The organism is Paraburkholderia atlantica (assembly GCF_000092885.1).
Taxonomy (GTDB): Bacteria; Pseudomonadota; Gammaproteobacteria; order Burkholderiales; family Burkholderiaceae; genus Paraburkholderia; species Paraburkholderia atlantica.
This window is the reverse complement of sequence record NC_014118.1, coordinates 2,243,261-2,264,343: the sequence shown is the minus strand read 5'-3', so window position 1 is coordinate 2,264,343 and position 21,083 is coordinate 2,243,261. Positions and strand designations below refer to the sequence as shown.

The following is a 21,083-nucleotide window of genomic DNA, read 5'->3' as shown; positions in this document are numbered from 1 at the left end:
GCACTCAGCGCGCCGCCAGCGCCCGTTGCGTGAGTTGCGCGATATGCAGTGCGTGTCGCCCCGTGCCGTGCTCGATCTGCTCGCGACAACTGAAGCCGTTGGTCAGCACGATCGTTTCCGCATGCGCCGCCGTCGCGTCGCGCACGGCCTCAAATATGTCCTCGCCGATCTTTTCCGACAGCGCGTGATGCTCGACGTTGAAGCCGAACGATCCCGCCATCCCGCAGCAGCCGGTATCGAGCAGCCTCCATCTGACGCCCAGCTTGTTCAGCAACGCCGTATCGCCCTGCATGCCGAATAGCGCCTTCTGGTGGCAATGGCCATGCACGACCACATCGGCCTCGAGCGTCGGCCACTCGAACGGCTGACGCGCGACGAAATCGGCAAACAGATACGTTTGCGCGGACAGCTTCTTCGCCAACGCATGATCGGGGAGTTGCCTCAGCAACTCGTCCTTGAACACCGATAGACAGCCCGGCTCCAGACCGACCAGCGGCACGCCGGCGGCGATGTCATCCGCGAGATCGTCGACGATACGCGTCAGCAGTTCACGCGCGCGTTCGAGCAGACCGAAGTCGTACAGCGGACGCCCGCAACACAAACGCTTCTTTGGCAGCACGACGTGCCAGCCGAGTTGCGTGAGCACATCAGCGGCGGCCTGCGCGATCTCGGGCGTGAAGTGGTCGTTGAACGTGTCGACCCATAGGATCACCTTCTTTGCGTCGCCGCCGTGCGCATCAATCGTCGATGCTTGCGACGACGCAATCCGTCGATAAGTCGTAGCGGCAAAGCGCGGCAACGCACGGGTCTGAGCCACGCCCGCGATCCATTTGCCGAGCGCGGACAAACCGGGCGCCGTTGTCAAAAAGTTGGTCATGCGTGGAAAACGCGCGGCCCACGGCGCCCATTCGCCGATGCGCCCCATGAATAGCGCCTGACGCGGCCGCGGATTGTTCTCATAGTAGTGAGAAAGGAACTCCGCCTTGTACGACGCCATGTCCGTATGCGTCGGGCAATCGGACTTGCAGCCCTTGCATGCGAGGCAGGTATCGAGCGCTTCTTTCACTTCGCGGCTGTTCCAGCCATCGACGATCACTTCGCCTTGCAGCATTTCCCAGAACAGATGCGCACGCCCGCGCGTCGAGTATTTTTCTTCGCGTGTGCCGCGATAACTCGGGCACATCGTGCCGCCTTCGAGCGAGCGGCATTTGCCCATGCCGATGCAGCGTTCTATCGACCGCTGGAAGCCGTCGCCTTCCTGGCTCGCGAACGCGAGCTTCGTATGCAGCGTCACCGGTTTGTACGCGGGACCCATGCGCAGGTTTTCGTCGGCGCGATATGCGTGCACGACCTTGCCCGGATTCAAACGATTCGCCGGGTCCCAGATGGCCTTGAACTGCTCCATCGCCTGCATCAGTTCGGGGCCGTACATGATCGGCAGAAACTCGGCCTTCGCCTGGCCATCGCCGTGTTCCCCCGACAGCGAGCCGCCGAATTCGACCACCAGTTCCGCCGCTTCGCGCAAGAACCCGCGCCATGTCGCGATACCTTCCGCGCTGCGCAGATCGAACGTGATGCGCGCGTGCACGCAGCCGTCGCCGAAATGGCCGTACAGGCTCGTCTCGTAGCCATAGCGATCGACGAGCGCCTGAAACGCGCGCAGATAATCGCCGAGCCGCAACGGATCGACTGCGGCGTCTTCCCAGCCGACCACCGGATCGGGCTTGTCGCGGTCCACCGATAACGCGACCGCCGACGCGCCGGTCTCGCGAATCGACCACACCTTCGCCTGCAATGCGCGATCTTCGACGAGCACCGTCGAGATATCCGGCCCCGCCGCGCCCGACTGAAAATACGCGGCGGCATCGCGCGCCTGTTGCAGAACCTCGTGCTGCGTGTCCGCGCCGAATTCGAGCACGACCCATGCATCGCCGTTGGGCAACAGTGCGATCTCGTCCTTCTTCAGGCCGCGCGTCTGCAAGCCGCGAATGATCGCGCGGTCGAGTCCCTCGACTGCGATCGGCCCGCAGCGCATGAAATGCGGCACCGCGTCCGCCGCCGTATAGATGTCGGGGAAGCCGACCACGACGATCACGCGCCTCGCCGGACTCTTCACGAGCCTCACTTTCGCCTGCAACGTGATCGCGCAAGTGCCTTCGCTGCCAACCAGCGCACGCGCGACGTTGAAGCCGTTTTCCGGCAGCAGTTGATCGAGATTGAAGCCCGACACGCGCCGCTTGATTTTCGGGAATTTCGCGCGAATCCGTTCCGCGTACGTGTCGCGCAGTTGCTTGAGCGCCGCGTAGATTTCGCCTTGACGACCACCCGCCGCGATGATGCGTTCCAGTTCTTCTTCGGAGGTCGGGCCGACCCAGAAACGCGCGCCGTCGAAGGTCGCGATTTCGAGCGCCTCGATGTTCTCGACGGTCTTGCCGGCCATCACCGAATGCGCGCCGCACGAGTTGTTCGCGATCATGCCGCCTAGCGTGCAGCGGCTATGCGTGGCGGGATCGGGCGCGAACGTGAGGCCGTGCTGTTCGGCGGCGTCGCGCAAGGAGTCGCACACGACGCCGGGTTCGACGATCGCGACGCCCGCAAGCGGATCGATCGAGACGACGCGGTTCAGGTACTTGCTCGCATCGGCGACGACCGCGACGTTCACGCACTGGCCGTTCTGCGACGTGCCGCCGCCGCGCGCGAGAAACGGCACGTCGTTGCGACGGCATGCGTCGAGCGTCGCGAGCAGATCGTCGATATCGGCCGGTACCACTACACCGAGCGGGACTTGCCGATAGTTCGACGCATCCGACGCATACAGCGCTTTGGAACCCTGATCGAAGCGCACTTCGCCGCGCACATGCCGGCGCAGGTCGCTCTCCAGCGCCTGCAATACGGCGGCGCTGCCCGCGAAAGGCCTGGCGACATGCGGTTCATTCGAAGCGCCACGCTCGCCGACCCGCTGCTCTTCATCCAATGACAATGACGTCCCCACTGCGCTCCTCGTCTGCGATGCCGGCGCTCGCGCCGACGTATGCGCTCAGGCCGCCTGGCTTGCGGTCATCCGGAAGATGCCCTGTGCGTTGCCCGCATCGAAACGCAGGTCCGTTTCCCAGCGGCGCGCGTCCTGATCGAAACTGCGCTTGCGCGTGATGAATTCGTAGAACGAGCCCGGCACGTCGCGCGTGACGACACTGCCGTCGGCCGCGCGAAATTCACGCTGCACGAGATCCGCGCGATACGCGGTCTGGAATACGCGCCCGGAACGCGAATGCTCGACCTCCGGCTTCATCGGGCGACCCTTCGCTTTCTGTTCGTCCGACAGCTTGAAAACATCCGCGACGCGATCGGTTGCATGATTGAACGCGTTGCCTTCGGTCGCGATCCACGCCATCTCCGCCGATTCCTTCAACAATACTTCGTAGTCGGCTTCGCGTGGCATCTCGTGCTGACGCGCGAACGCACCGACGATCACTGGTAGCAACTCTTGCGCCGCATCGATCGGCAGCACGCCGTCGCGTTCGAGTTCCCACAAGAGGCCACTAGCGCGCGGCGTCAATGGATCACGCGAGGCACCGATGACGTTCGTCACCGCCTGCTGGAACGCCGCGGAAAAACGCTCCGGGTGCAGTTCGCTGACGAAGAACTGCGCGATCTCGTCGGGTGCGTCGTCATGCGCCCATGCGCGACCGGTCATACCGAGCCGATCGAGCGGATAACGGCCGTTGATCCGAAAGCCGAGCGGCCGCAAGATGCGCGCGAACGCGGCCTCGCCGGGCGGCAGCGCGCCGCTGTGCGGCCAGCGCACGGTGCGCAGCGCGCCATGATCGAAGTGAACGCTGCCGCCGGCGGCGACGGTTTCCTCCGTATAGCGGCGGCCGTTTTCCGAGCGCGCGAGCAGATCGTCGAACAGCGCCATATTCATCGCCTGCGCGAGTTCGGCACGCGTGATGCTGCCGCTGTCCCACTCGTTCAACACCTGTGGATGATTCAGCGTCGCAAACAGGCGCGCGGTTTTCTCCGCGCCCAGCAGTTTCATCAACAGTTGTTCGACGTTCGCATTCTTCAGGTTTCGCATCCGGCTTCTCCACGCTAAACGTTGAGCGCCCGCATGAGCGCCTCGTAACGGGCGAGATTATTCAAAATCCGCTCCGCCCCAGTAAAGCGAGATAAAATCGCCACTTGATGCGTTTTTGGAATTAACGTGCGAAAGTTCAAGATTCCCAACATGGGCGCGCTGCTCGCGTTCGAAGCTGCGGCGCGGCACGAGAGCTTCACGCATGCGGCGCGCGAGCTGTTCCTCACCGAAAGCGCGGTGTCGCGACAGATCAATACGCTCGAAAGCAATCTTGGCGTGCGGCTGTTCGTGCGCGTCAAGCAGCGCGTGGTGCTGACGCGCGCGGGCAAGGTCTACAGCGCGCAGGTGCGACGCTCGCTCGAACACCTCGATCGCGACACGCTGTCGATCATCGCCCACGGCAGCGGCGGCGGTTATCTGGAGCTCGCGGTGTTGCCGACGTTCGCATCGCAATGGCTGATTCCGCGCATGGCGACTTTCAATGAACAATACCCGGACGTGCGCGTGAACATGGGCGTGCGTACCGCGACGTTCGCGTTCGCCGACACGCATTTCGAAGCGGCCATCCACTACGGCAAGCCGACGTGGCCGGGTACGTCGGCTGATTTTCTGTTCAGCGAGGAAGTGGTACCGGTCTGCGCGCCGAGTCTGCTGAAGCGGCCGATCCGCAACGTTGCCGAAATACTCAACTATCCGCTGCTGCATTCGACGACGCGACCCGATGGCTGGGCGACCTGGTTCGCAAATTTCGGCGTCGACGACAACCGCACGATGCAGGGCGTGCGCTACGAACTGCACACGATGCTGATCAGCGCGGCCGCGGCCGGACTCGGCATTGCGCTGGTGCCGCGCTTTTTCGTCGACACGCAGTTGCAGCAGTTCGGTCTCGTGATTCCATTCGACGCACCCGCCGTCGCGGACGCCGCGTATTACCTCGTGTATCCGACCGAGTTGAGCCACGGCAAACCGCTCGCGAATTTCCGCGATTGGCTGCTGGGCGAGGCGGCCGCGTACGGTGCGATTTATCCGGAGTTGGCGGAGCGGCCCGAGGGGGCGTGAGGAAACGCCAGCCGCATGCGTGATTGGATCAATCACACATGCGGCCGCGCGAAATCTAGCTGCCGGCGCGCGCCTGCGCCAATGCGGCCAGGTTGCCTTCGCCAAAGCCATGATGCCCCTGGCGTTGCACGATCTCGAAGAAGATCTCGCCGGCGCGACGGCGCACGAAGGTCTGGAAAAACAGCAACGGCACGCCGTCCGCGCCGATCTCGCCATCCACGAGCACATGCGTGCGCCGCAGCCGCTCGACGTCGAGCCCGTGGCCCGGCAAACGTGCATCGAGCTGATCGTAGTAGCGCGGCGGCGGCTCCACGAATTCGACGCCGTTCGCGAGCAGACGCTCGACGCACGCGAAGATGTCGTCGGTGGCGAGCGCGATGTGCTGCACGCCTTCGCCCGGATGGTCGGGCAGATACTCGTGCATCAGGTTGGTCCGGCGCGTGCCTTCCTCGTACAGCGGAATGCGGATCGCGCCGCACGGCGACACCATCACGCGCGATTCCGCCGACACGTGCCAATTCGCGTGCAACTCGTGAATCTCGCGGAAATTCAGCAGGTCGCGATAGAAGTCGATCCACTCCTGCATGCGGCCTTCGCCAACGGTTTGCGTCAAATGATCGACCGCGATCAGGCCGCTGCCCGCGTGACTCAGATCGGCTTCGGCCGTGTCGATTTCGATGGGGCGGAAGTCGATGTCGAAGATCGAGATATCACCGAGGCCGCCGCGCTGACCGCCGCGCCCGCGCCAACGATCGACGAAATAGATGTGTGAATCGCCGATGCCTTGAATCGCCGGAATCAACAGTTCGCCGGCACCGAGGCGTTCGCCCTCGAACTCCCACGCGCCGAGCTCCACCGCGCGTTCGAACGCGCGCTGCGCGTCGGCGACCCGAATCCCGATCGCGCAGATGCCGACCCCGTATTCCTCCGCGTAGCGCGCCGCGAACGAATCGGGCTCCGCGTTGATCAGGAAATTCATCTCGCCCTGACGGAACAGCGTTACGTCCTTGCTGATATGACGCGCGATCGCCTTGAAGCCGAGCCGCTTGAAGGTCTCGCCGAGCGCCCGCGGATCGCGGGCGGCGAACTCGACGAATTCGAGGCCGGCCGTGCCGAGCGGATTGTGCTCCGGCGCCATCACGGCGCGCTGCGCGGCCTCGGGAGTGGGCAAGTCGCGGGGCATGGCAATCTCCTTGTACGGTCTTTCGATGCGGTGGCCGGTCTTTCCGGGGTTCGGCGCGAACCGTTCCGGCCGCTCGCGATGGGCTGCGTGACGCGTGCCCGCTCGTGGCGTGCACGCGGCGTGTCGCGAAAAAACGGGCTGCGGCGGCTTTCGCACCGTGTTTTTACACCGGGTCGCGGGGCATTCGCAACCGTCATTTTGTACTGGTTGGTTCATCCGTCGAACGGCGTGCCGCTGGGCGCTCGGGGGCATGCGTGCGGCAGGCCGCCGGATCACTCGAGCGGCGCGTCGCCCGGGCTGCCTTTGCGCGCCGTTTTGCCGGCGGTTTTACCAGTGTTCTTGCCCGCATCCTTGCCCGACGCCGCCGCCATTCTGCCCCGCGCGACCTCGCGCACCGCCTCGATGAACGCGCGCCCCACCGCCGACGGCTGCGTATCCGAGCGACGGATCAGTCCCACCGGCTCGCCGGTACCCGCAAACGGCAGCGGCAAGCGCACCAGCATGCCGTGCGCGAGTTCGTATTCGACCGCGCTTTGCGGCACGAACCACACCGCGCCGTTTTCGAGCGTCAGCGCACGCCCCGTCGATACCGACAACACCTCGACGAACCCCGACAACGGCGCCACGCCCCACGCGCTGAGCAGGCTCTCGGTCGACTGGCGGATCAGCGTGCCGAACGGCGGCAGCACGATCGGAAATTCCTCCAGCGACGTGGCCGGCAACGCCGTTCCCTGCGCTAGCGGATGCCCGGCGCGCACGACCGCGATCAGCGGCTCGGTAAACAGTTGCTCGAAGCTCAGGCCGACCATCCGCTCCGGGTCCGCGAGGCGGCCGATCGCGAATTCGATCGAGCCCGCTTTCAGGCGCTCGAGCAATTCCGGATTTGCGCCGGTCGCGAGGCGCACGATCACGCGCGGCCACTGCGTCGAGAACTGTCTCAGCACGGCCGGTATCAGCGCCGCGGCGACAGTGGGCAGCACGCCGACTTCGAGCGTCGCGGCGGCCGCGCCCTCGGCGCGCGCGAGCAGATCGACGCCCTGCCGCAGCGCGCTCACGCAGGCGCTCGCGTGCGGCATGAAAAGCTGTCCCTCGCGCGTCGGCACCGCGCCGTGACGGCCGCGCTCGAACAGTTTCACGCCGAGAATGGTTTCCAGCTCGGCGACCGTCTTGGATACCGCCGGCTGCGTGATCGACAGACTGTCCGCCGCCCGCTGGACGCTGCCGAACTGCGCGACGGCCAAAAAGCACTGGAGATGACGAAATTTGACGCGGCTATCCGCGAGACTGCGTTGCATAACGGAAGGTTATACGAAACGGGCAAAAACGTCATTTTTCATAACCGGCCGCTTTGTATAAAGTGCGAGTCATAACGCCGCATCCCCCGATTCCTCCAACGGAGACACTTCATGGAAGATTCAATTCTTTCCCCGCGAGATTTCGCGTCCCATCCCGAGTACATCTATCCGCCGTACGGTTCGTCGGTCAAGCGCGGCCCGACCCGTCCGCTGATTCCGCTGAAGGAACGTCTGCGCGACCAGCGCGTGCCGGTCTATGGCACCGACGACCTCGACCCGCTCGACAACGACCTGACCCGCAACGCGGTGCGCAATGGTGAACCGCTCGGCGAGCGCATCATCGTGACGGGCCGCGTGCTCGACGAAGGTGGCCGCCCGGTGCGCAACACGCTCGTGGAAATCTGGCAGGCGAACGCCGCCGGCCGCTATGTGCATAAGGCCGACCAGCACGACGCGCCGCTCGATCCGAACTTCCTCGGCGCGGGCCGCTGCATCACGGACAACGAAGGCCGTTACCGCTTCCTGACCATCAAGCCGGGCGCGTATCCGTGGGGCAACCACCCGAACGCATGGCGTCCGCAGCACATCCACTTCTCGCTGTTCGGCGACCACTTCGGCTCGCGTCTGGTCACGCAGATGTACTTCCCTGGCGATCCGCTGCTCGCGTTCGACCCGATCTACCAGGGCACGCCGGAAAACGCCCGTGAGCGCATGATCTCGAAGTTCTCGCTCGACATTACGCAAGAGGCCTATGCGCTCGGCTACGATTTCGACATCGTGCTGCGCGGCCCGAACGAAACCCCGATGGAGCGCTAAGCCATGACGACTCTCAAGCAAACGCCTTCGCAAACCGTTGGTCCGTACTTTGCCTACGGTCTTTGCCCGCAGCAATACGACTTCGATTACAAGAGCCTGTTCACGCACGTGATCGCCGACATGGAAGCGGCCGGCGAGCACATCACGATCGTCGGTCAGGTGTTCGACGGCGACGGCAAGGTGGTCGGCGACGCGATGATCGAAATGTCGCAAGTCGACTCAAACGGCCACTATCCGGAATCGCGCGACGAGATCCTGAAGACCGGCTTTCACGGCTTTGCGCGCGTCGGTACCGGCACGGACCCGCATAAGCGCTTTATCGTCGAGACGGTGAAGCCGGGCCGCGCGAACCCCGACGAAGCGCCGCACATCGACGTGATCCTGACGATGCGCGGCATGCTGCTGCACACGTTCACGCGCATCTATTTCGAGGACGAAGCGCCGGCGAACGAGCAGGACGCCGTGCTGGCGTCGGTGCCGGCCGAGCGCCGTGGCACGCTGATCGCGCGCCGCGTTGCCGGTACGGCCAACGTGTACCGCTTCGACATCCACATGCAGGGCGATCAGGAAACCGTGTTTTTCGACCTGTGATGCGCGATTCGTCGTGAAACGCCGAGCAGTAAAGACCGAGCCCGCCTTGCGCGGGCTTTTTTTCGCGCGGTCGTTTCGCTGCGCGCCTGCGCGCGCTCAGCAGCGGAAATGATCGATGCTTTGTCCGGCGTGAATCGCGCGCGCGAGCCATGCCGGTTTATCGCCGTGACCGTCCCACGTGTTGCCGAACGCGTCGCGATACAGCACCGCGGCCACGGCGTTCGCATCGGCTTCGAGCGATTCGGCCAGCGCTTCGAGGGTGATGTTGTGGTCGTCCATGCGTCGGCGGATCCACGCGATCATGCGCTCGCGCAGGTTCTCGTCGCGTTCGAACAGTCGTTGTTGTCCTTCTCGTTGTTTCATAACGTATTGGTGTCGCAGCTCTTGCTGGCATTAGACAAACTGGCAACTCGCATAACAACGCGAGGCTCGTGCTTAATTCAATTTGAACGAAAGCAATTCGACGAATTCACGCGATCCCTGCAAATGCGTAAAAACCCGCATTTGCAACTGATGCCTGTCAGATTCTGGATTAAAGCGCTGGGATCAAGCGAATCGGCTACTCGAAGAATCGAACGGGGCTCGAATTGCACCCGTGTTTCGCTTCGTGCGTCGCCTCGTCGTGGCGAGGGAACTATGTCGAAAGTGATTCTAGCATTCGATGTATTTTGGCCGCAGCAAAGAAGTTTTTCTAATTGTACTGATTGCGGGATTTCCGAGTTTTCGGTAATCGTGGCTTCCGCCGCGCGATTGGCGGACAATGCGAAACTCGGTATTCGCCAGCACATCTGGCATCGGCCCGACATCAGGAGACACGACCATGCCCGCCTCGACCGCCATCCTCACGATCCTCGCCGCGCTGCTTTTAGGCGCGATGAGTCCGGGGCCCAGCTTCGTCATCGTCGCGCGCAACGCGATCGGTCTGTCGCGTGGTGACGGTCTCGCGACGGCGCTCGGCATGGGCATCGGCGGCGTGTTTTTTAGCGGCATCGCGCTGCTCGGGCTCTACACGCTGCTCGCGACGGTCGAATGGCTGTACGTGGGGCTGAAAGTAGCCGGCGGCGTCTACCTGGTCTATCTGGCGTCGAAAATCTGGCGCGGCGCCGCGAAGCCGCTCGCGTTCAGCGAAGCGCAAAGCGGCAGCGGCATCAACCCGCGCAAGTCGTTCTGGATCGGCTTGAGCACGCAGCTCAGCAATCCGAAAACGGCCGTATATTACGGCAGTATCTTCGCCGCGCTGTTGCCGCAGCATCCCCCCGTGTGGTGCTATTTCGCGCTGCCGCCGGCGATCTTCGCGATCGAAGCAGGCTGGTACACGATCGTCGCCCTGTGCTTTTCTAGCCAACGGCCGCGCGAAATCTATCTGCGCTGGAAGGCGTGGATCGATCGCATCGCCGCGAGCGCGGTGACCGCGCTCGGCCTGCGGCTGATTCTGAACGCGCACAAAGTGGGGATTTGACGCCAGCATGAAGCGGCGCGCGCCGGCGTAACTCGATGCGCGCCGCCCGGAAACAAAGAAATCGCAGCGCGTTATCCTTTCCCCTCCGCCTTGATCCGCGCGCGCAACTCGAACTTCTGGATCTTCCCCGTCGACGTCTTAGGCAACTCGCCAAAGCGCACCGCCTTCGGCAACTTGAAGCCGGCCAAAAACAGCCGGCAGTGCGCGATGATTTCCTCCTCGGTCGCCTGCGCGCCTTCCTTCAACTCGATGAACGCGCACGGAACCTCGCCCCACTTCGGATCGGCCATCGCGACCACCGCCGCCACCGACACCGCCGGGTGCCGGTACAGCGTGTCCTCGACCTCGATGCTCGAAATGTTTTCGCCGCCCGAAATGATGATGTCCTTGCTGCGGTCGCGGATGCGGATATAGCCGTCGGCCGTGCGCACGCCGAGATCGCCGGTGTGGAACCAGCCGCCTTTGAAAACGGCTTCGGTCGCGCGCTCGTTCTTCAGGTAGCCCTTCATGCAGATGTTGCCGCGAAACATGATCTCGCCGATCGTTTCGCCGTCGTCCGGCACCGGCGCGAGCGTGTCCGCATCGAGCACCGTGACCGCCGCTTGCAGGTGATAACGCACGCCCTGGCGCGCGGTCAGGTCGGCGCTGATTTGCTCGTCGAGCGCGTCCCACTCCTGCTGCTTCGCGCAGACGGCCGCCGGCCCGTAGGTTTCGGTGAGCCCGTACACGTGCGTCAGATCGAAACCGATCTGCTTCATCTTCGCGATCACCGCGGGCGGCGGCGCAGCGCCCGCGACCATCGTCGACACGCGATGCGTGATGCCCTCGCGCCATTCGGCCGGCGCATTCGCTAGCGAACTCTGCACGATCGGCGCGCCACAGTAATGCGTGATGTGCTCGCGGCGAATTAGCTCGAACACGGTCTTCGCGTCGAACTTGCGCAGACAGACGTTGACGCCCGCGCGCGCGGCCACGGTCCACGGAAAGCACCAGCCGTTGCAGTGAAACATCGGCAGCGTCCACAGATAAACGGCGTGCTTCGGCATATCCCATTCGAGGATGTTGCTCAGCGCATTCAGATACGCGCCGCGGTGATGGTAGACGACACCCTTGGGGTCACCGGTCGTGCCCGACGTGTAGTTCAACGCGATCGCGTCCCATTCGTCGGCGGGCGGAGTCCACTCGTAGGACGGGTCGCCGGTTTGCAGGAACTGCTCGTAGTCGGTCGCGCGGAGGAACTGCGCGGCGTCGACGGGCTGCGCATCGGCCACGCTGATCACGCGCAGTTCCGGAAATTCGAGCGCAGCCCGATGCGCAAACTCGCCATATTCGGTATCGACGATCAGCGCCTTCGCCTCGCCGTGGCGCAGCATGAACAGCAGCGTCGCTACGTCGAGCCGCGTGTTCAGCGTATTCAGCACGGCCCCGGCCATCGGCACGCCGAAGTGCGCCTCGACCATCGGCGGGATGTTCGGCAACAGCGCGGCGACCGTATCGCCACGGCCGATGCCGGCCTCGTGCAGCGCGCTCGCGAGCCGCCGCGCGCGCTCGTAGGTCTCGCGCCAGTTGCGGCGGGTATCCCCGTGGACGATCGCGAGCCGCTCGCCATACACTTGCGCTGCGCGCAGGAGGAAATCGATCGGCGTCAACGGGACATAATTGGCCTCGCGCCGCCCGAGGCCTTCGTCGAACATGTGCTGTGTCATTGCTTCGTCTCCTGAGGCGCGAGCCGCGCCGCCGATTGTTGTGATCGTTTTCTATGAATAACCAGGGCCTAGCCTAGCAATTGTCGTCATGAACTGTCTGTCATTCAAATGACAGAGTGGCGCCGCTGTCGCCCCGCCTTGACATGGCTCAGCCGGAACCGCTCCCAGGACGCTTATCGCCGATGACCGACGCTCCTCTCACTGACCGTGCCGACTCCCGCCCGCCCCAACGTGTCGCGCCCGCCGAGCTGGCGCGGCTGTTCGCCACCTGCGCGTGGTTTCGCGCGCTCGCCACCGAGCATCAGGCGATGGTGCTCGCCAGCGCGCACGCCGAGCACTTTGAAGGCGGCGCGTGGATCGCGCGTCGCCAGCAACCGTCCGATTATTGGATCGGCGTGCACTCGGGGCTCATCAAGCTCGCGATCTACAACGCGTCAGGCCGCAGTTGCACGCTGTCGGGCGTGCCGCCGGGCGGCTGGTTCGGCGAAGGCAGCGTAATCAAGCGCGAGTTGCGCAAGTACGACGTGGCCGCAATCCAGCCATCGCTGATGATGTTCGTGCCATCAGCGACCTTCCATGCGCTGCTCGAATCGAGCCTGCCGTTCACGGGCTTCGTGATCCGTCAGTTGAACAACCGGATGGGGGAATTCATCGCGTCGATCCAGAACAGCCGGCTGCTCGACGTGGACGCACGCGTCGCGCAATCGCTCGCGCAGTTGTTCAATCCGGATCTGTATCCGGACACGGGGCACACACTGGCGATTTCGCAGGAAGAGGTCGGCTTGCTTGCGGGGGTGTCGCGGCAGCGCATCAATCAGGCGCTGCAGAACCTGGAAAAGCTGCGGATTTTGCGTCTGTCGTATAACCAGATCGAGGTGCTCGATCTCGAGCGGCTAGATGCGTACGGACGGGAGCAGATCTAGCGGCGCGGCGGCCGCGCGCTACCCGGCGCGCACGCCGCCCTTGCGCGTCGCGCGCGTTTGGATAGCGGCGTCGGTCTTGAACAGCGCCAGCATGATCGCGCTCAGCACGCCCGATCTTTTCCAGCGCAGATAGTAGCGATGCGCGGTCTGGTACGGCACGTAGTGCCCGGGCATCGCGCTCCACGGCGCACGCGTGTGCAGCACCCACATCACGCTATTGAGCACGTGGCGAATATCGATTGGCGGACGACCACGCCGCGGGACGTGGTCATGCGGGGTTTCGGGCAATAGCGGCGCGACCCGCTGCCATTGCTCGTCGGTCAACTCCTGAACGACTGGCCCGGTCGTGATGGACTCGGAAGATGGGCTATTCATGCGTGAGAGCGCACGCGTGAAGCGCGTGCTGGCGTCGCTCCAAAAGTAGTGTCGATAGGTCAACTCGTTCGAGACTACTCGAAGCTTGCCTGGGAGAGAGTCAACTTTTGTGATCCGGAACGGCGCAATTGTCAAAAATGGCAATAGGTTATTGCGTCACAGCGCTGATGGTTCGACGCGGATACGCGGCGATCGGCAATGGTCCGGTCGGCAGCGGCTATCGCTACACGTTCGTCGGACTGGCCGAGTACGCGCTGTCGAAACGCACCGAGGTGTACGGCACCGTCGATTTCGACCAGGTGTCGGGCGCGGCCTCGGTCGAACTGCCGGGCCGCAACAACCAGACCGGCGTTGCGCTCGGTCTGCGGACGACTTTCTGAATCTCCGGGTCGTCATGGCAAAACGGGCGTCCCCAGGGACGCCCGTTTTTTTGCTCGCATACGGAAACCGGCTTACCGGTCTGCCGCACGCATAAAAAAAGGTGCCGCGAACGGCACCTTTCTGTACTACAGGCAGCTTCTGCTGAAGCTTAGAAGCGGTGACGCAGACCGACCGTAGCAGCCGTCTGGTTCTTCGACGACGAGGTCGGAACCGTGTTGTCGCCGCTGTAGATCGAAGCCACGCCGCCGTCGCCCATTGCGTGCTGGTACACAGCCTGAGCGTAGACGTCGGTGCGACGCGACAGCGAGTAGTCAGCCTGCAGGCCGATCTGGTGGTAACGGGTCTTCATGTCGTTACCGTCGGCGTTGATGCCGTAGCCGCGTGCGTCGGTGAACGTGTACGCCACGCCGAGAGCCATCGCCGGGGTCACGTTGTACTTGCCGTTGATTTCGTAGTTGTTGGTGTGGCCTTGACGCTGACCAGCTGCTGCACCAACCAGGTTGTCGACGCGCGATTGCGTCCAGGCCACGCCGACCAGCGCCGGGCCGAAGCCATACGAAGCGCCTGCGCCGAACTGACGCTGACGGAAGTTGCCCGTCAGGACGCCCGACGTGTTCGCCAGAACGCCGTCCGATGCGCCGCTTGCGTTAGCAGCCGGGTTGTTTTGCTGAACGTAGGCAGCACCGAGGTGCAGGCCTTGCCACTGGTAGGCGGCGCCCAAGCTGTACTGACGGTTGTTTGCGAAGCCACCAGCCTGGTTCGAGAAGCCGTACGTGCCGCCGAACGTGAAGCCAGCGTAGTTAGCGCTCGAGTACTTGACCGAGTTGTTGACCGACAGACCACCGTTGGTGTTCAGGTTGTCGTTGTTGAACGGGTGCGCGAAGTACGTGCCGCCCCAGCTGCCCGTTGCGGTCAGCGGTGCGAGGTAGTCCTGCGCTGCGTCGTACTGGCGACCCAGCGTGACCGTACCGAATTGCGCGCTCGACAGACCGACGTAAGCCTGACGGTTGAACATGCCCTTGTTGTTAGCGAACTGGCCGTTGTTGATGTTGAAGCCGCTTTCCAACGTGAAGATTGCCTTCAGACCGCCGCCCAGATCTTCCGAGCCACGCAGGCCGAAGCGGCTCTGGTCGATGCCGCCGCTGTTTGCTGCCCACTTGGAGCTGCCAGCAACGTTGCTGGTGTACGTCAGACCTGCGTCGATCAGACCGTACAGGGTCACGCTGCTTTGTGCGTGAGCGACCGAAGCGAACGATGCGGCAGCCGCAACGACGATGAGACTCTTTTTCATGGGAACTCCAATTCGAAAAATTTATACGGGGAGCAGGACCTGCCTCAGCGGCCGATGCATCGCACCTGCCGCCGCCCGCTTGGCCGACCCGTTCGGATCGACCGGGCACCCTTGAAGCGAAGCGTGAGTGTAGGGGGACACCCTGGTATCGACGCCGACAATTCACGCAACATGATTTTTCGAAATTCGCAACAATGCTGGAGTCCATGCCGCTAAGTTCTTGTATTTCCAATATTTATTGCAAGATCTAAGTGTCGCATCGCCAGCCTCAGCCAAAACGAATTTGCAACGCGCCAATATTGGAAGTTGCGCATTTGCAACAGCGTTTTAATACGTGTGACGTAATCGGGTCGGAGCAAATTGTGGCAAGACCGTCGATATTTTTGTAATCGAACGGTTCGAATGACGGTTTCGCGTGCGGCTTAAAATTTATTTTGCGATCGCGGGGAACTTAATGGAGATATTGCACTCTCCCTCGCGTACCGGCAATTAATCGTTTCCGTCGGGGCCGATTAAGTCGTCGAATTACCGAGACGGCTTATTCGCACTCTTCATTGCCAACCCAGGCTATCGCTGCCGCCTGCTGGCGGCGCAACCGTCCTCGGCCCCCGCGTCGAATCAGCATTCACTATTGAGACACTGCCCTTGCGGCAGTCTTCTGATTTCTCGCTTTAGCGAGCACCCTCTGTCACGTCTTTATCAGATTTGTACGCGACTCGAAGAAGCCTTCAGCACGGGCATTGCCCGGAGGTGAATTGCGGCGCCGGCCGCCGCGTGACAACACCCGTGCTGAAAGCGGACTGCGTGCATCAGCAAGCCTTCCGCATTCAATTAACGGCGAGGCGGCGCCCGCATTTACACGGAGTTTCCCTGATTACGCGCAATCACCGCTTATGGCGTGCGTGGAGCGCGCTCGAGCGCCTCCTCGTCCTCGGACGAGGAACCCGGCGCGAGCGGGTCGGTGTCGGGCGGCGTGTCGGGCAATGGATGCGGCTCGCCGTTGGATTCCTCGAGCGGCTGATTCGGAGGCGCGACGGGATCGATGGTTGGGTCGGTTTGCATGACGGCCTCCAGGTCTACGGGAACATGTCCCTACGCTGGATGCGCAACGGCTATTCCTGCGACCGCTTGCGGCGCCTGTAGAAACTGCGCTGACTCGATACCGAATTTGCAGCGCCCGACGCCTCAGTGACGTTCGAGACGCGAATCCGCCATCTCATCGGACCATGCCGTGAGGGGTTGCCGCGCAAAACAAAAAGGGTTCCGAAGTCGGAACCCTTTTTTCGATACTTTGGTGGGCCGGGTGGGGTTCGAACCCACGATGTCCTTTCGGAGGTGGATTATGAGTCCACTGCCTGCAACCAACACGGCGTCCAGCCCAAGAAAAAAGACCCGGTCGTGAAGGCCGGGCCCGTTTCGTCGATTGGGCGACATACTACACGAAAAAGGGGCCTGCGCAACCGCTTCGCTTCTGCGAAACGACCGGGCGGCCCCTTCTATCGCATCATGTGCGGCCAGCCGCGGCCGCCGCCGTCAATTCCCTTCGAGGAACGACTTCAGCTTGTCCGAACGGCTCGGATGACGCAGCTTCCGCAGCGCCTTCGCCTCGATCTGACGAATCCGCTCACGCGTCACGTCGAACTGCTTACCGACTTCTTCGAGCGTGTGATCGGTGCTCATCTCGATACCGAAACGCATGCGCAACACCTTCGCTTCGCGCGGCGTCAGCGAGTCGAGTACGTCCTTCACGACGTCGCGCATGCTCGCGTGCAACGCCGCATCCGCCGGAGCGACCGTGTTCGTATCTTCGATGAAGTCGCCCAGATGAGAATCGTCGTCGTCGCCGATCGGCGTTTCCATCGAGATCGGCTCCTTCGCGATCTTCATGATCTTGCGGATCTTGTCTTCCGGCATTTCCATCTTCTCGGCCAGCGTTGCCGGATCCGGTTCGAGGCCGGTTTCCTGCAGGATCTGACGCGAGATGCGGTTCATCTTGTTGATCGTTTCGATCATGTGAACCGGAATCCGGATCGTGCGCGCCTGGTCGGCGATCGAACGCGTAATGGCCTGGCGAATCCACCACGTAGCATACGTGGAGAACTTGTAGCCACGACGGTATTCGAACTTGTCCACCGCCTTCATCAGGCCGATGTTGCCTTCCTGAATCAGGTCGAGGAACTGCAGACCGCGGTTCGTGTACTTCTTCGCGATCGAAATCACGAGACGCAGGTTCGCTTCGGTCATCTCGCGCTTCGCCTGACGCGCCTTCAGTTCGCCGGCCGCCATCTGACGGTTGGTTTCCTTCAGGTCCTTCAGCGGCAGCACCACACGCGCCTGCAGATCGAGCAGACGTTGCTGCTGTTCGCGGATCGCCGGAATGTTGCGCGTGAGGATCGCGCTATACGCATGTCCCTCGGCGACGATCTTGTCGGCCCATTCGAGGTCCGTCTCGCTGCCCGGGAAACGCGCGATGAATTCCGCGCGCGGCATGCCGCACTTGTCGACCACCGTATGGAGGATCTGACGCTCGACCTGGCGCACTTCATCGACCTGCGCGCGCAGCGTGTCGCACAGGCGCTCGACGGTACGCGCGGTGAAGCGGATCGTCATCAGCTCGTTCTGGATGGTTTCCTGCGCCTTGAGGTAGGACTTGGACTTATAGCCTTCCTTCTCGAACGCGCGACGCATCTTGTCGAACCATTCGCTGATCAACGCGAATTTTTCGAGCGACGCGCGCCGCAGCGCTTCGAGCTGCGCGGCGTTGGCCGTGGCTTGCGCCGAGCCATCGTCCTCTTCTTCGTCTTCTTCGTCCTCTTCCTCGGCTTCCTCGTCTTCGTTCTCGATCGCTTCCGCTTCCTGTGCGGAGAAGCCGTCGGCGTCTTCCGCGTCGGCGTCGATCAGACCGTCGACGAGTTCGTCGATGCGATTTTCGTCATTGGCGACGCGCTCGGCCATCGCGAGGATGTCGGCGATCGTGGTCGGGCACGCGGAGATGGCCATCACCATGTGCTTCAGGCCGTCTTCGATGCGCTTCGCGATTTCGATTTCGCCTTCGCGCGTAAGCAGCTCGACCGTACCCATTTCGCGCATGTACATGCGCACCGGGTCGGTGGTGCGGCCAAATTCGGAGTCGACGGTGGAAAGCGCGACTTCGGCTTCCTCTTCGACTTCATCGTCCGACGAAGCCGCGGGCGCGTTGTCGTTGAGCAGCAGCGTTTCAGCGTCCGGGGCCTGTTCGTAGACCGCGACGCCCATGTCGTTGAACGTGCTGATGATGCCTTCGATCGCCTCGGTCTCGGTGAAGTTGTCCGGCAGGTGATCGTTGATTTCAGCGTACGTAAGAAAGCCGCGCTCCTTGCCGAGCTTGATCAGCGCACGCAGCTTGGAGCGACGCTCCTCGAGTTCCTCCACCGTGCCAGGCTGCGACGACGCGAACGCATCCTTCAGCAGCGCTTTTTCCTTTGCACGACGGTCGCGAGCCTTGACCTTTTCCACCTTGCCCGGTGCGGCGGCAGCGGTTTCTTCGGTCTGGGTTGCATCGTCATCGACGGGTACTTCATTCAGCTTTTTCGTCATGGAGTTCGCCGTACCGGCTGTAGTCTCGACCCCCGGCTGTTGGACAACAGCCGGATGAACCGTGGATACTGAAGTCACGCGCGCTGCCGCATCGTCCTCAACGGCAGCCGCTTCCCTTGCGCTTCTGACACCCGCCCGCTTGGCAGCCGGCGGTGCTACAGCTTTCGCCGCCCGAACCGGTGCGGCCTGCGCGGCCGCCGTGGTCGACGACTTCTTCCCGGCAGCTGGCGCGACACTGACAGCAGACGTTTTTCTGGCGGATGCAGTCAGCCTGGCTTCGGTAACTTTTCCGGTGCGCTCTTTAGCGCGTGAGCCAGTTGTCTGATTTCCGCCTGTTGTCTTTGCCATCGCATCGCCTTTCGCCTTTGCTAGGAAAACCCTTGAAAAAACAAACCGCTAGAAACTTTTGATTATAGCACCCGAGGTTTTGCCCTCTCCGCTACAGACCGAGTTGACGCTTCATGTCGGCCCGCTTCCGGTTGAGCTCCGAAAACTCGGCAAACTCTTCCGGCGTATGTCGTGACTGTCGCGAAAGCTGTTCGAGACGATCGCAATAAGCGTCGTATCGCATCTTCAAAATCGCGGCCTTCAACTCCTCGCCGACGATTCGTTCCTGCTCGCGCCGTTCCTCGATGACGGCCGCGTCCTGCGGGTCTTTCAGCAGCAAATCCCGGACGTTTTCATCATAGTCTAGAATTTTGCGAAAGATTTCCTCGAAAGTTGGGGCGTTCGCGCCATTTCGCAAGAGATCTGACAACAACTGGAACGCCGCCGAATCGCCAAGGGCGCGCGCGTGGGTCGTCACTTCCGCGAACAGTTCGCCGTGCCGGGTCACGGTCAGCAGCGCCTCTTCGGCCTCCTCGTCGAGCATCGCGACCGTGCGCGGATACATCACGAGATTGCGCAGCGTCTTTTCCTCGATGCCGGTCACGCTGCGGCGGTCCTTGCGGGCCGGCGCCTCGCGCGCAGCGGCCGCGATCCGCGCATCGACTTCGCAAAGCGCCGCGACTTCGCTGAACGGCACATCGAGCCGGTCCGCGAACATATGCATGATTTGCGCGCGCAGCGCGTTGGCGGGCAACGCCTGCAGCAGCGGTTTCGCGTCGAACAGCGCGCGGGCTTTGCCCTCGGGCTGATCGAGTTCCTTGCCGGTCAGCACCTCGTTGAGCATGAACTGCGACAGCGGCATCGCCCGTTCGACCTGCTCGGCGAAAGCCTCGGTGCCGAACTCGCGCACGTAGCTGTCGGGATCGTGCTCGCTCGGCAGGAACAGGAAACGGATCGTCCGGTTATCGGCGGCATGCGGCAGGCACGCATCGAGCGCGCGGCGTGCGGCACGCCGGCCGGCCGCGTCGCCGTCGAAACTGAAAATGACCGTATCGGTCTGGCGCATCAGTTTCTGCACATGAATGGGTGTGCAAGCGGTGCCGAGCGTCGCGACCGCGTTCTGGAAGCCCAATTGGGCCAGCGCAACCACGTCCATATAACCTTCGACGACCAGCACGTAGTGCTGCTCGCGAATCGCCAGACGCGCCTCGAACAGGCCGTACAGCTCGCTGCCCTTGTTAAATAGCGGCGTTTCTGGCGAATTCAAATACTTCGGCTCGCCGCCGTCGAGCACGCGGCCGCCGAAGCCGATCACCTGCCCTTTGACATTGCGGATCGGGAACATGATCCGCTCGCGGAAGCGGTCGTAGCGGCGGTTCTGACCCTGCGCGTCGGACTTTTCGCTGACGATCACAAGACCCGCTTCGACCAGCGCGTCGTCGCGGTAGTTCGGGAACGCCGCTTCGAGGTTTTGCCAGCCTTCAGGCGCATAGCCGAGACCGAAGCGCGCGGCGATTTCGCCGGTCAGACCGCGCTTCTTCAAATATTGGATTGCGCCCGGCGCACCGCGCAGCTGCTTACGGTAGTAATCACAGGCGGTCTGCATGAGGTCGGACAGCGCCGTGGTGACGGCCTTCGACGCCCCCGGCGCGTAGCCGCCAGCAGTTCCTCCACCGCCGCCATATCCGGGCGAAGGCTCGTTCGGCACGGTGAGACCCACCGATTGCGCGAGCTCGTTGACCGCTTCGGGAAACGACGCGCCCACGTGTTCCATCAGGAAACCGATGGCCGTGCCATGCGCACCGCAGCCGAAGCAGTGATAAAACTGCTTAGTCGGACTAACCGTAAACGAGGGGCTCTTCTCGTTGTGAAACGGGCACAGCCCCATGAAGTTCGCGCCGCCCTTTTTCAGCTGCACATACCGGCCGACCACGTCGACGATATCGACGCGGTTGAGCAGGTCCTGCAGGAATGACGGTGGGATCACAGTAAATGACGCTGCCTGGAAAGCTTCAAAATCGAAGCC

At 62.8% G+C, this 21,083-nt stretch carries 16 protein-coding genes, 1 tRNA gene and 1 pseudogene; 6 read left to right on the top strand and 12 right to left on the bottom strand.

Annotated elements, in window-relative coordinates; translation table 11 throughout:
* Positions 1 to 4 precede the first annotated feature (4 nt).
* On the bottom strand, positions 5 to 2,974 hold the full coding sequence (locus tag BC1002_RS26190) for an FAD-binding and (Fe-S)-binding domain-containing protein (RefSeq protein WP_041735227.1): 2,970 nt from the start codon (positions 2,972 to 2,974) through the stop codon (positions 5 to 7).
* Between the two features lie 63 nt (positions 2,975 to 3,037).
* Complete coding sequence (locus BC1002_RS26185; RefSeq protein WP_013093021.1) at positions 3,038 to 4,075, bottom strand: DUF1338 domain-containing protein; 1,038 nt, start codon at positions 4,073 to 4,075, stop codon at positions 3,038 to 3,040.
* A 126-nt stretch (positions 4,076 to 4,201) separates the two neighbouring features.
* Between BC1002_RS26185 and BC1002_RS26180 the strand changes: the two genes are divergently transcribed.
* Complete coding sequence (locus BC1002_RS26180; RefSeq protein ID WP_013093020.1) at positions 4,202 to 5,134, top strand: LysR substrate-binding domain-containing protein; 933 nt, start codon at positions 4,202 to 4,204, stop codon at positions 5,132 to 5,134.
* Positions 5,135 to 5,189: 55 nt separating this feature from the next.
* Here the strand turns inward: BC1002_RS26180 and BC1002_RS26175 are convergent, their stop codons facing one another.
* Positions 5,190 to 6,317: a 4-hydroxyphenylpyruvate dioxygenase family protein gene (locus BC1002_RS26175; RefSeq protein WP_013093019.1), complete on the bottom strand. Its 1,128-nt coding sequence runs from the start codon at positions 6,315 to 6,317 to the stop codon at positions 5,190 to 5,192.
* A gap of 272 nt (positions 6,318 to 6,589) precedes the next feature.
* Positions 6,590 to 7,612, bottom strand: a complete 1,023-nt coding sequence (pcaQ, locus tag BC1002_RS26170) for a pca operon transcription factor PcaQ (RefSeq protein ID WP_013093018.1) — start codon at positions 7,610 to 7,612, stop codon at positions 6,590 to 6,592.
* 111 nt (positions 7,613 to 7,723) lie between these two features.
* Between pcaQ and pcaH the strand changes: the two genes are divergently transcribed.
* Together pcaH and pcaG are read left to right on the top strand one after the other, a co-directional pair.
* Positions 7,724 to 8,428, top strand: a complete 705-nt coding sequence (pcaH, locus tag BC1002_RS26165) for a protocatechuate 3,4-dioxygenase subunit beta (protein ID WP_013093017.1) — start codon at positions 7,724 to 7,726, stop codon at positions 8,426 to 8,428.
* Positions 8,429 to 8,431: 3 nt separating this feature from the next.
* Entirely contained in the window at positions 8,432 to 9,019 is a 588-nt protein-coding gene (pcaG, locus tag BC1002_RS26160; protein WP_013093016.1) for a protocatechuate 3,4-dioxygenase subunit alpha, read from the top strand.
* Positions 9,020 to 9,115: 96 nt separating this feature from the next.
* Here the strand turns inward: pcaG and BC1002_RS26155 are convergent, their stop codons facing one another.
* Positions 9,116 to 9,382: an H-NS family nucleoid-associated regulatory protein gene (locus BC1002_RS26155; protein ID WP_013093015.1), complete on the bottom strand. Its 267-nt coding sequence runs from the start codon at positions 9,380 to 9,382 to the stop codon at positions 9,116 to 9,118.
* Between the two features lie 457 nt (positions 9,383 to 9,839).
* On the opposite strand from BC1002_RS26155, the gene BC1002_RS26150 reads away from it, so the two are divergent.
* Positions 9,840 to 10,478, top strand: coding sequence for a LysE family translocator (locus tag BC1002_RS26150; protein WP_013093014.1), 639 nt, complete (start codon positions 9,840 to 9,842; stop codon positions 10,476 to 10,478).
* A gap of 71 nt (positions 10,479 to 10,549) precedes the next feature.
* Here BC1002_RS26150 and BC1002_RS26145 read toward each other — a convergent pair whose 3' ends face one another.
* Entirely contained in the window at positions 10,550 to 12,184 is a 1,635-nt protein-coding gene (locus BC1002_RS26145) for an acyl-CoA synthetase (protein WP_013093013.1), read from the bottom strand.
* A gap of 182 nt (positions 12,185 to 12,366) precedes the next feature.
* On the opposite strand from BC1002_RS26145, the gene BC1002_RS26140 reads away from it, so the two are divergent.
* Entirely contained in the window at positions 12,367 to 13,107 is a 741-nt protein-coding gene (locus BC1002_RS26140) for a Crp/Fnr family transcriptional regulator (RefSeq protein ID WP_013093012.1), read from the top strand.
* Between the two features lie 18 nt (positions 13,108 to 13,125).
* Here the strand turns inward: BC1002_RS26140 and BC1002_RS26135 are convergent, their stop codons facing one another.
* Positions 13,126 to 13,482: a transposase gene (locus BC1002_RS26135; protein ID WP_013093011.1), complete on the bottom strand. Its 357-nt coding sequence runs from the start codon at positions 13,480 to 13,482 to the stop codon at positions 13,126 to 13,128.
* 185 nt (positions 13,483 to 13,667) lie between these two features.
* On the opposite strand from BC1002_RS26135, the pseudogene BC1002_RS26130 reads away from it, so the two are divergent.
* Positions 13,668 to 13,862 (top strand): annotated as a pseudogene (locus BC1002_RS26130) (porin); the annotation flags it as partial.
* Positions 13,863 to 14,011: 149 nt separating this feature from the next.
* Here BC1002_RS26130 and BC1002_RS26125 read toward each other — a convergent pair.
* From BC1002_RS26125 to dnaG, 5 genes are all read right to left on the bottom strand, one after another.
* On the bottom strand, positions 14,012 to 15,154 hold the full coding sequence (locus tag BC1002_RS26125; protein ID WP_013093010.1) for a porin: 1,143 nt from the start codon (positions 15,152 to 15,154) through the stop codon (positions 14,012 to 14,014).
* An 891-nt stretch (positions 15,155 to 16,045) separates the two neighbouring features.
* A complete protein-coding gene (locus BC1002_RS38515; protein ID WP_013093009.1) occupies positions 16,046 to 16,216 on the bottom strand; it encodes a hypothetical protein in 171 nt (56 codons plus the stop codon).
* 230 nt (positions 16,217 to 16,446) lie between these two features.
* Positions 16,447 to 16,534: transfer RNA gene (locus tag BC1002_RS26120), tRNA-Ile, on the bottom strand.
* A 153-nt stretch (positions 16,535 to 16,687) separates the two neighbouring features.
* Positions 16,688 to 19,078 (bottom strand): RNA polymerase sigma factor RpoD, encoded by a 2,391-nt coding sequence (rpoD, locus tag BC1002_RS26115; protein ID WP_083788731.1) that lies wholly within the window; start codon positions 19,076 to 19,078, stop codon positions 16,688 to 16,690.
* A 91-nt stretch (positions 19,079 to 19,169) separates the two neighbouring features.
* Complete coding sequence (dnaG, locus tag BC1002_RS26110; protein WP_013093007.1) at positions 19,170 to 21,044, bottom strand: DNA primase; 1,875 nt, start codon at positions 21,042 to 21,044, stop codon at positions 19,170 to 19,172.
* Positions 21,045 to 21,083 lie beyond the last annotated feature (39 nt).

Coding starts and splice junctions, on each gene's coding strand:
- BC1002_RS26185 (WP_013093021.1), bottom strand. CDS start 4,075: ATGCGAAACCTGAAGAATGCGAACGTCGAACAACTGTTGATGAAACTG.
- BC1002_RS26175 (WP_013093019.1), bottom strand. CDS start 6,317: ATGCCCCGCGACTTGCCCACTCCCGAGGCCGCGCAGCGCGCCGTGATG.
- pcaQ (WP_013093018.1), bottom strand. CDS start 7,612: ATGCAACGCAGTCTCGCGGATAGCCGCGTCAAATTTCGTCATCTCCAG.
- pcaH (WP_013093017.1), top strand. CDS start 7,724: ATGGAAGATTCAATTCTTTCCCCGCGAGATTTCGCGTCCCATCCCGAG.
- pcaG (WP_013093016.1), top strand. CDS start 8,432: ATGACGACTCTCAAGCAAACGCCTTCGCAAACCGTTGGTCCGTACTTT.
- BC1002_RS26155 (WP_013093015.1), bottom strand. CDS start 9,382: ATGAAACAACGAGAAGGACAACAACGACTGTTCGAACGCGACGAGAAC.
- BC1002_RS26150 (WP_013093014.1), top strand. CDS start 9,840: ATGCCCGCCTCGACCGCCATCCTCACGATCCTCGCCGCGCTGCTTTTA.
- BC1002_RS26145 (WP_013093013.1), bottom strand. CDS start 12,184: ATGACACAGCACATGTTCGACGAAGGCCTCGGGCGGCGCGAGGCCAAT.
- BC1002_RS26140 (WP_013093012.1), top strand. CDS start 12,367: ATGACCGACGCTCCTCTCACTGACCGTGCCGACTCCCGCCCGCCCCAA.
- BC1002_RS26135 (WP_013093011.1), bottom strand. CDS start 13,482: ATGAATAGCCCATCTTCCGAGTCCATCACGACCGGGCCAGTCGTTCAG.
- BC1002_RS26125 (WP_013093010.1), bottom strand. CDS start 15,154: ATGAAAAAGAGTCTCATCGTCGTTGCGGCTGCCGCATCGTTCGCTTCG.
- BC1002_RS38515 (WP_013093009.1), bottom strand. CDS start 16,216: ATGCAAACCGACCCAACCATCGATCCCGTCGCGCCTCCGAATCAGCCG.
- rpoD (WP_083788731.1), bottom strand. CDS start 19,078: ATGGCAAAGACAACAGGCGGAAATCAGACAACTGGCTCACGCGCTAAA.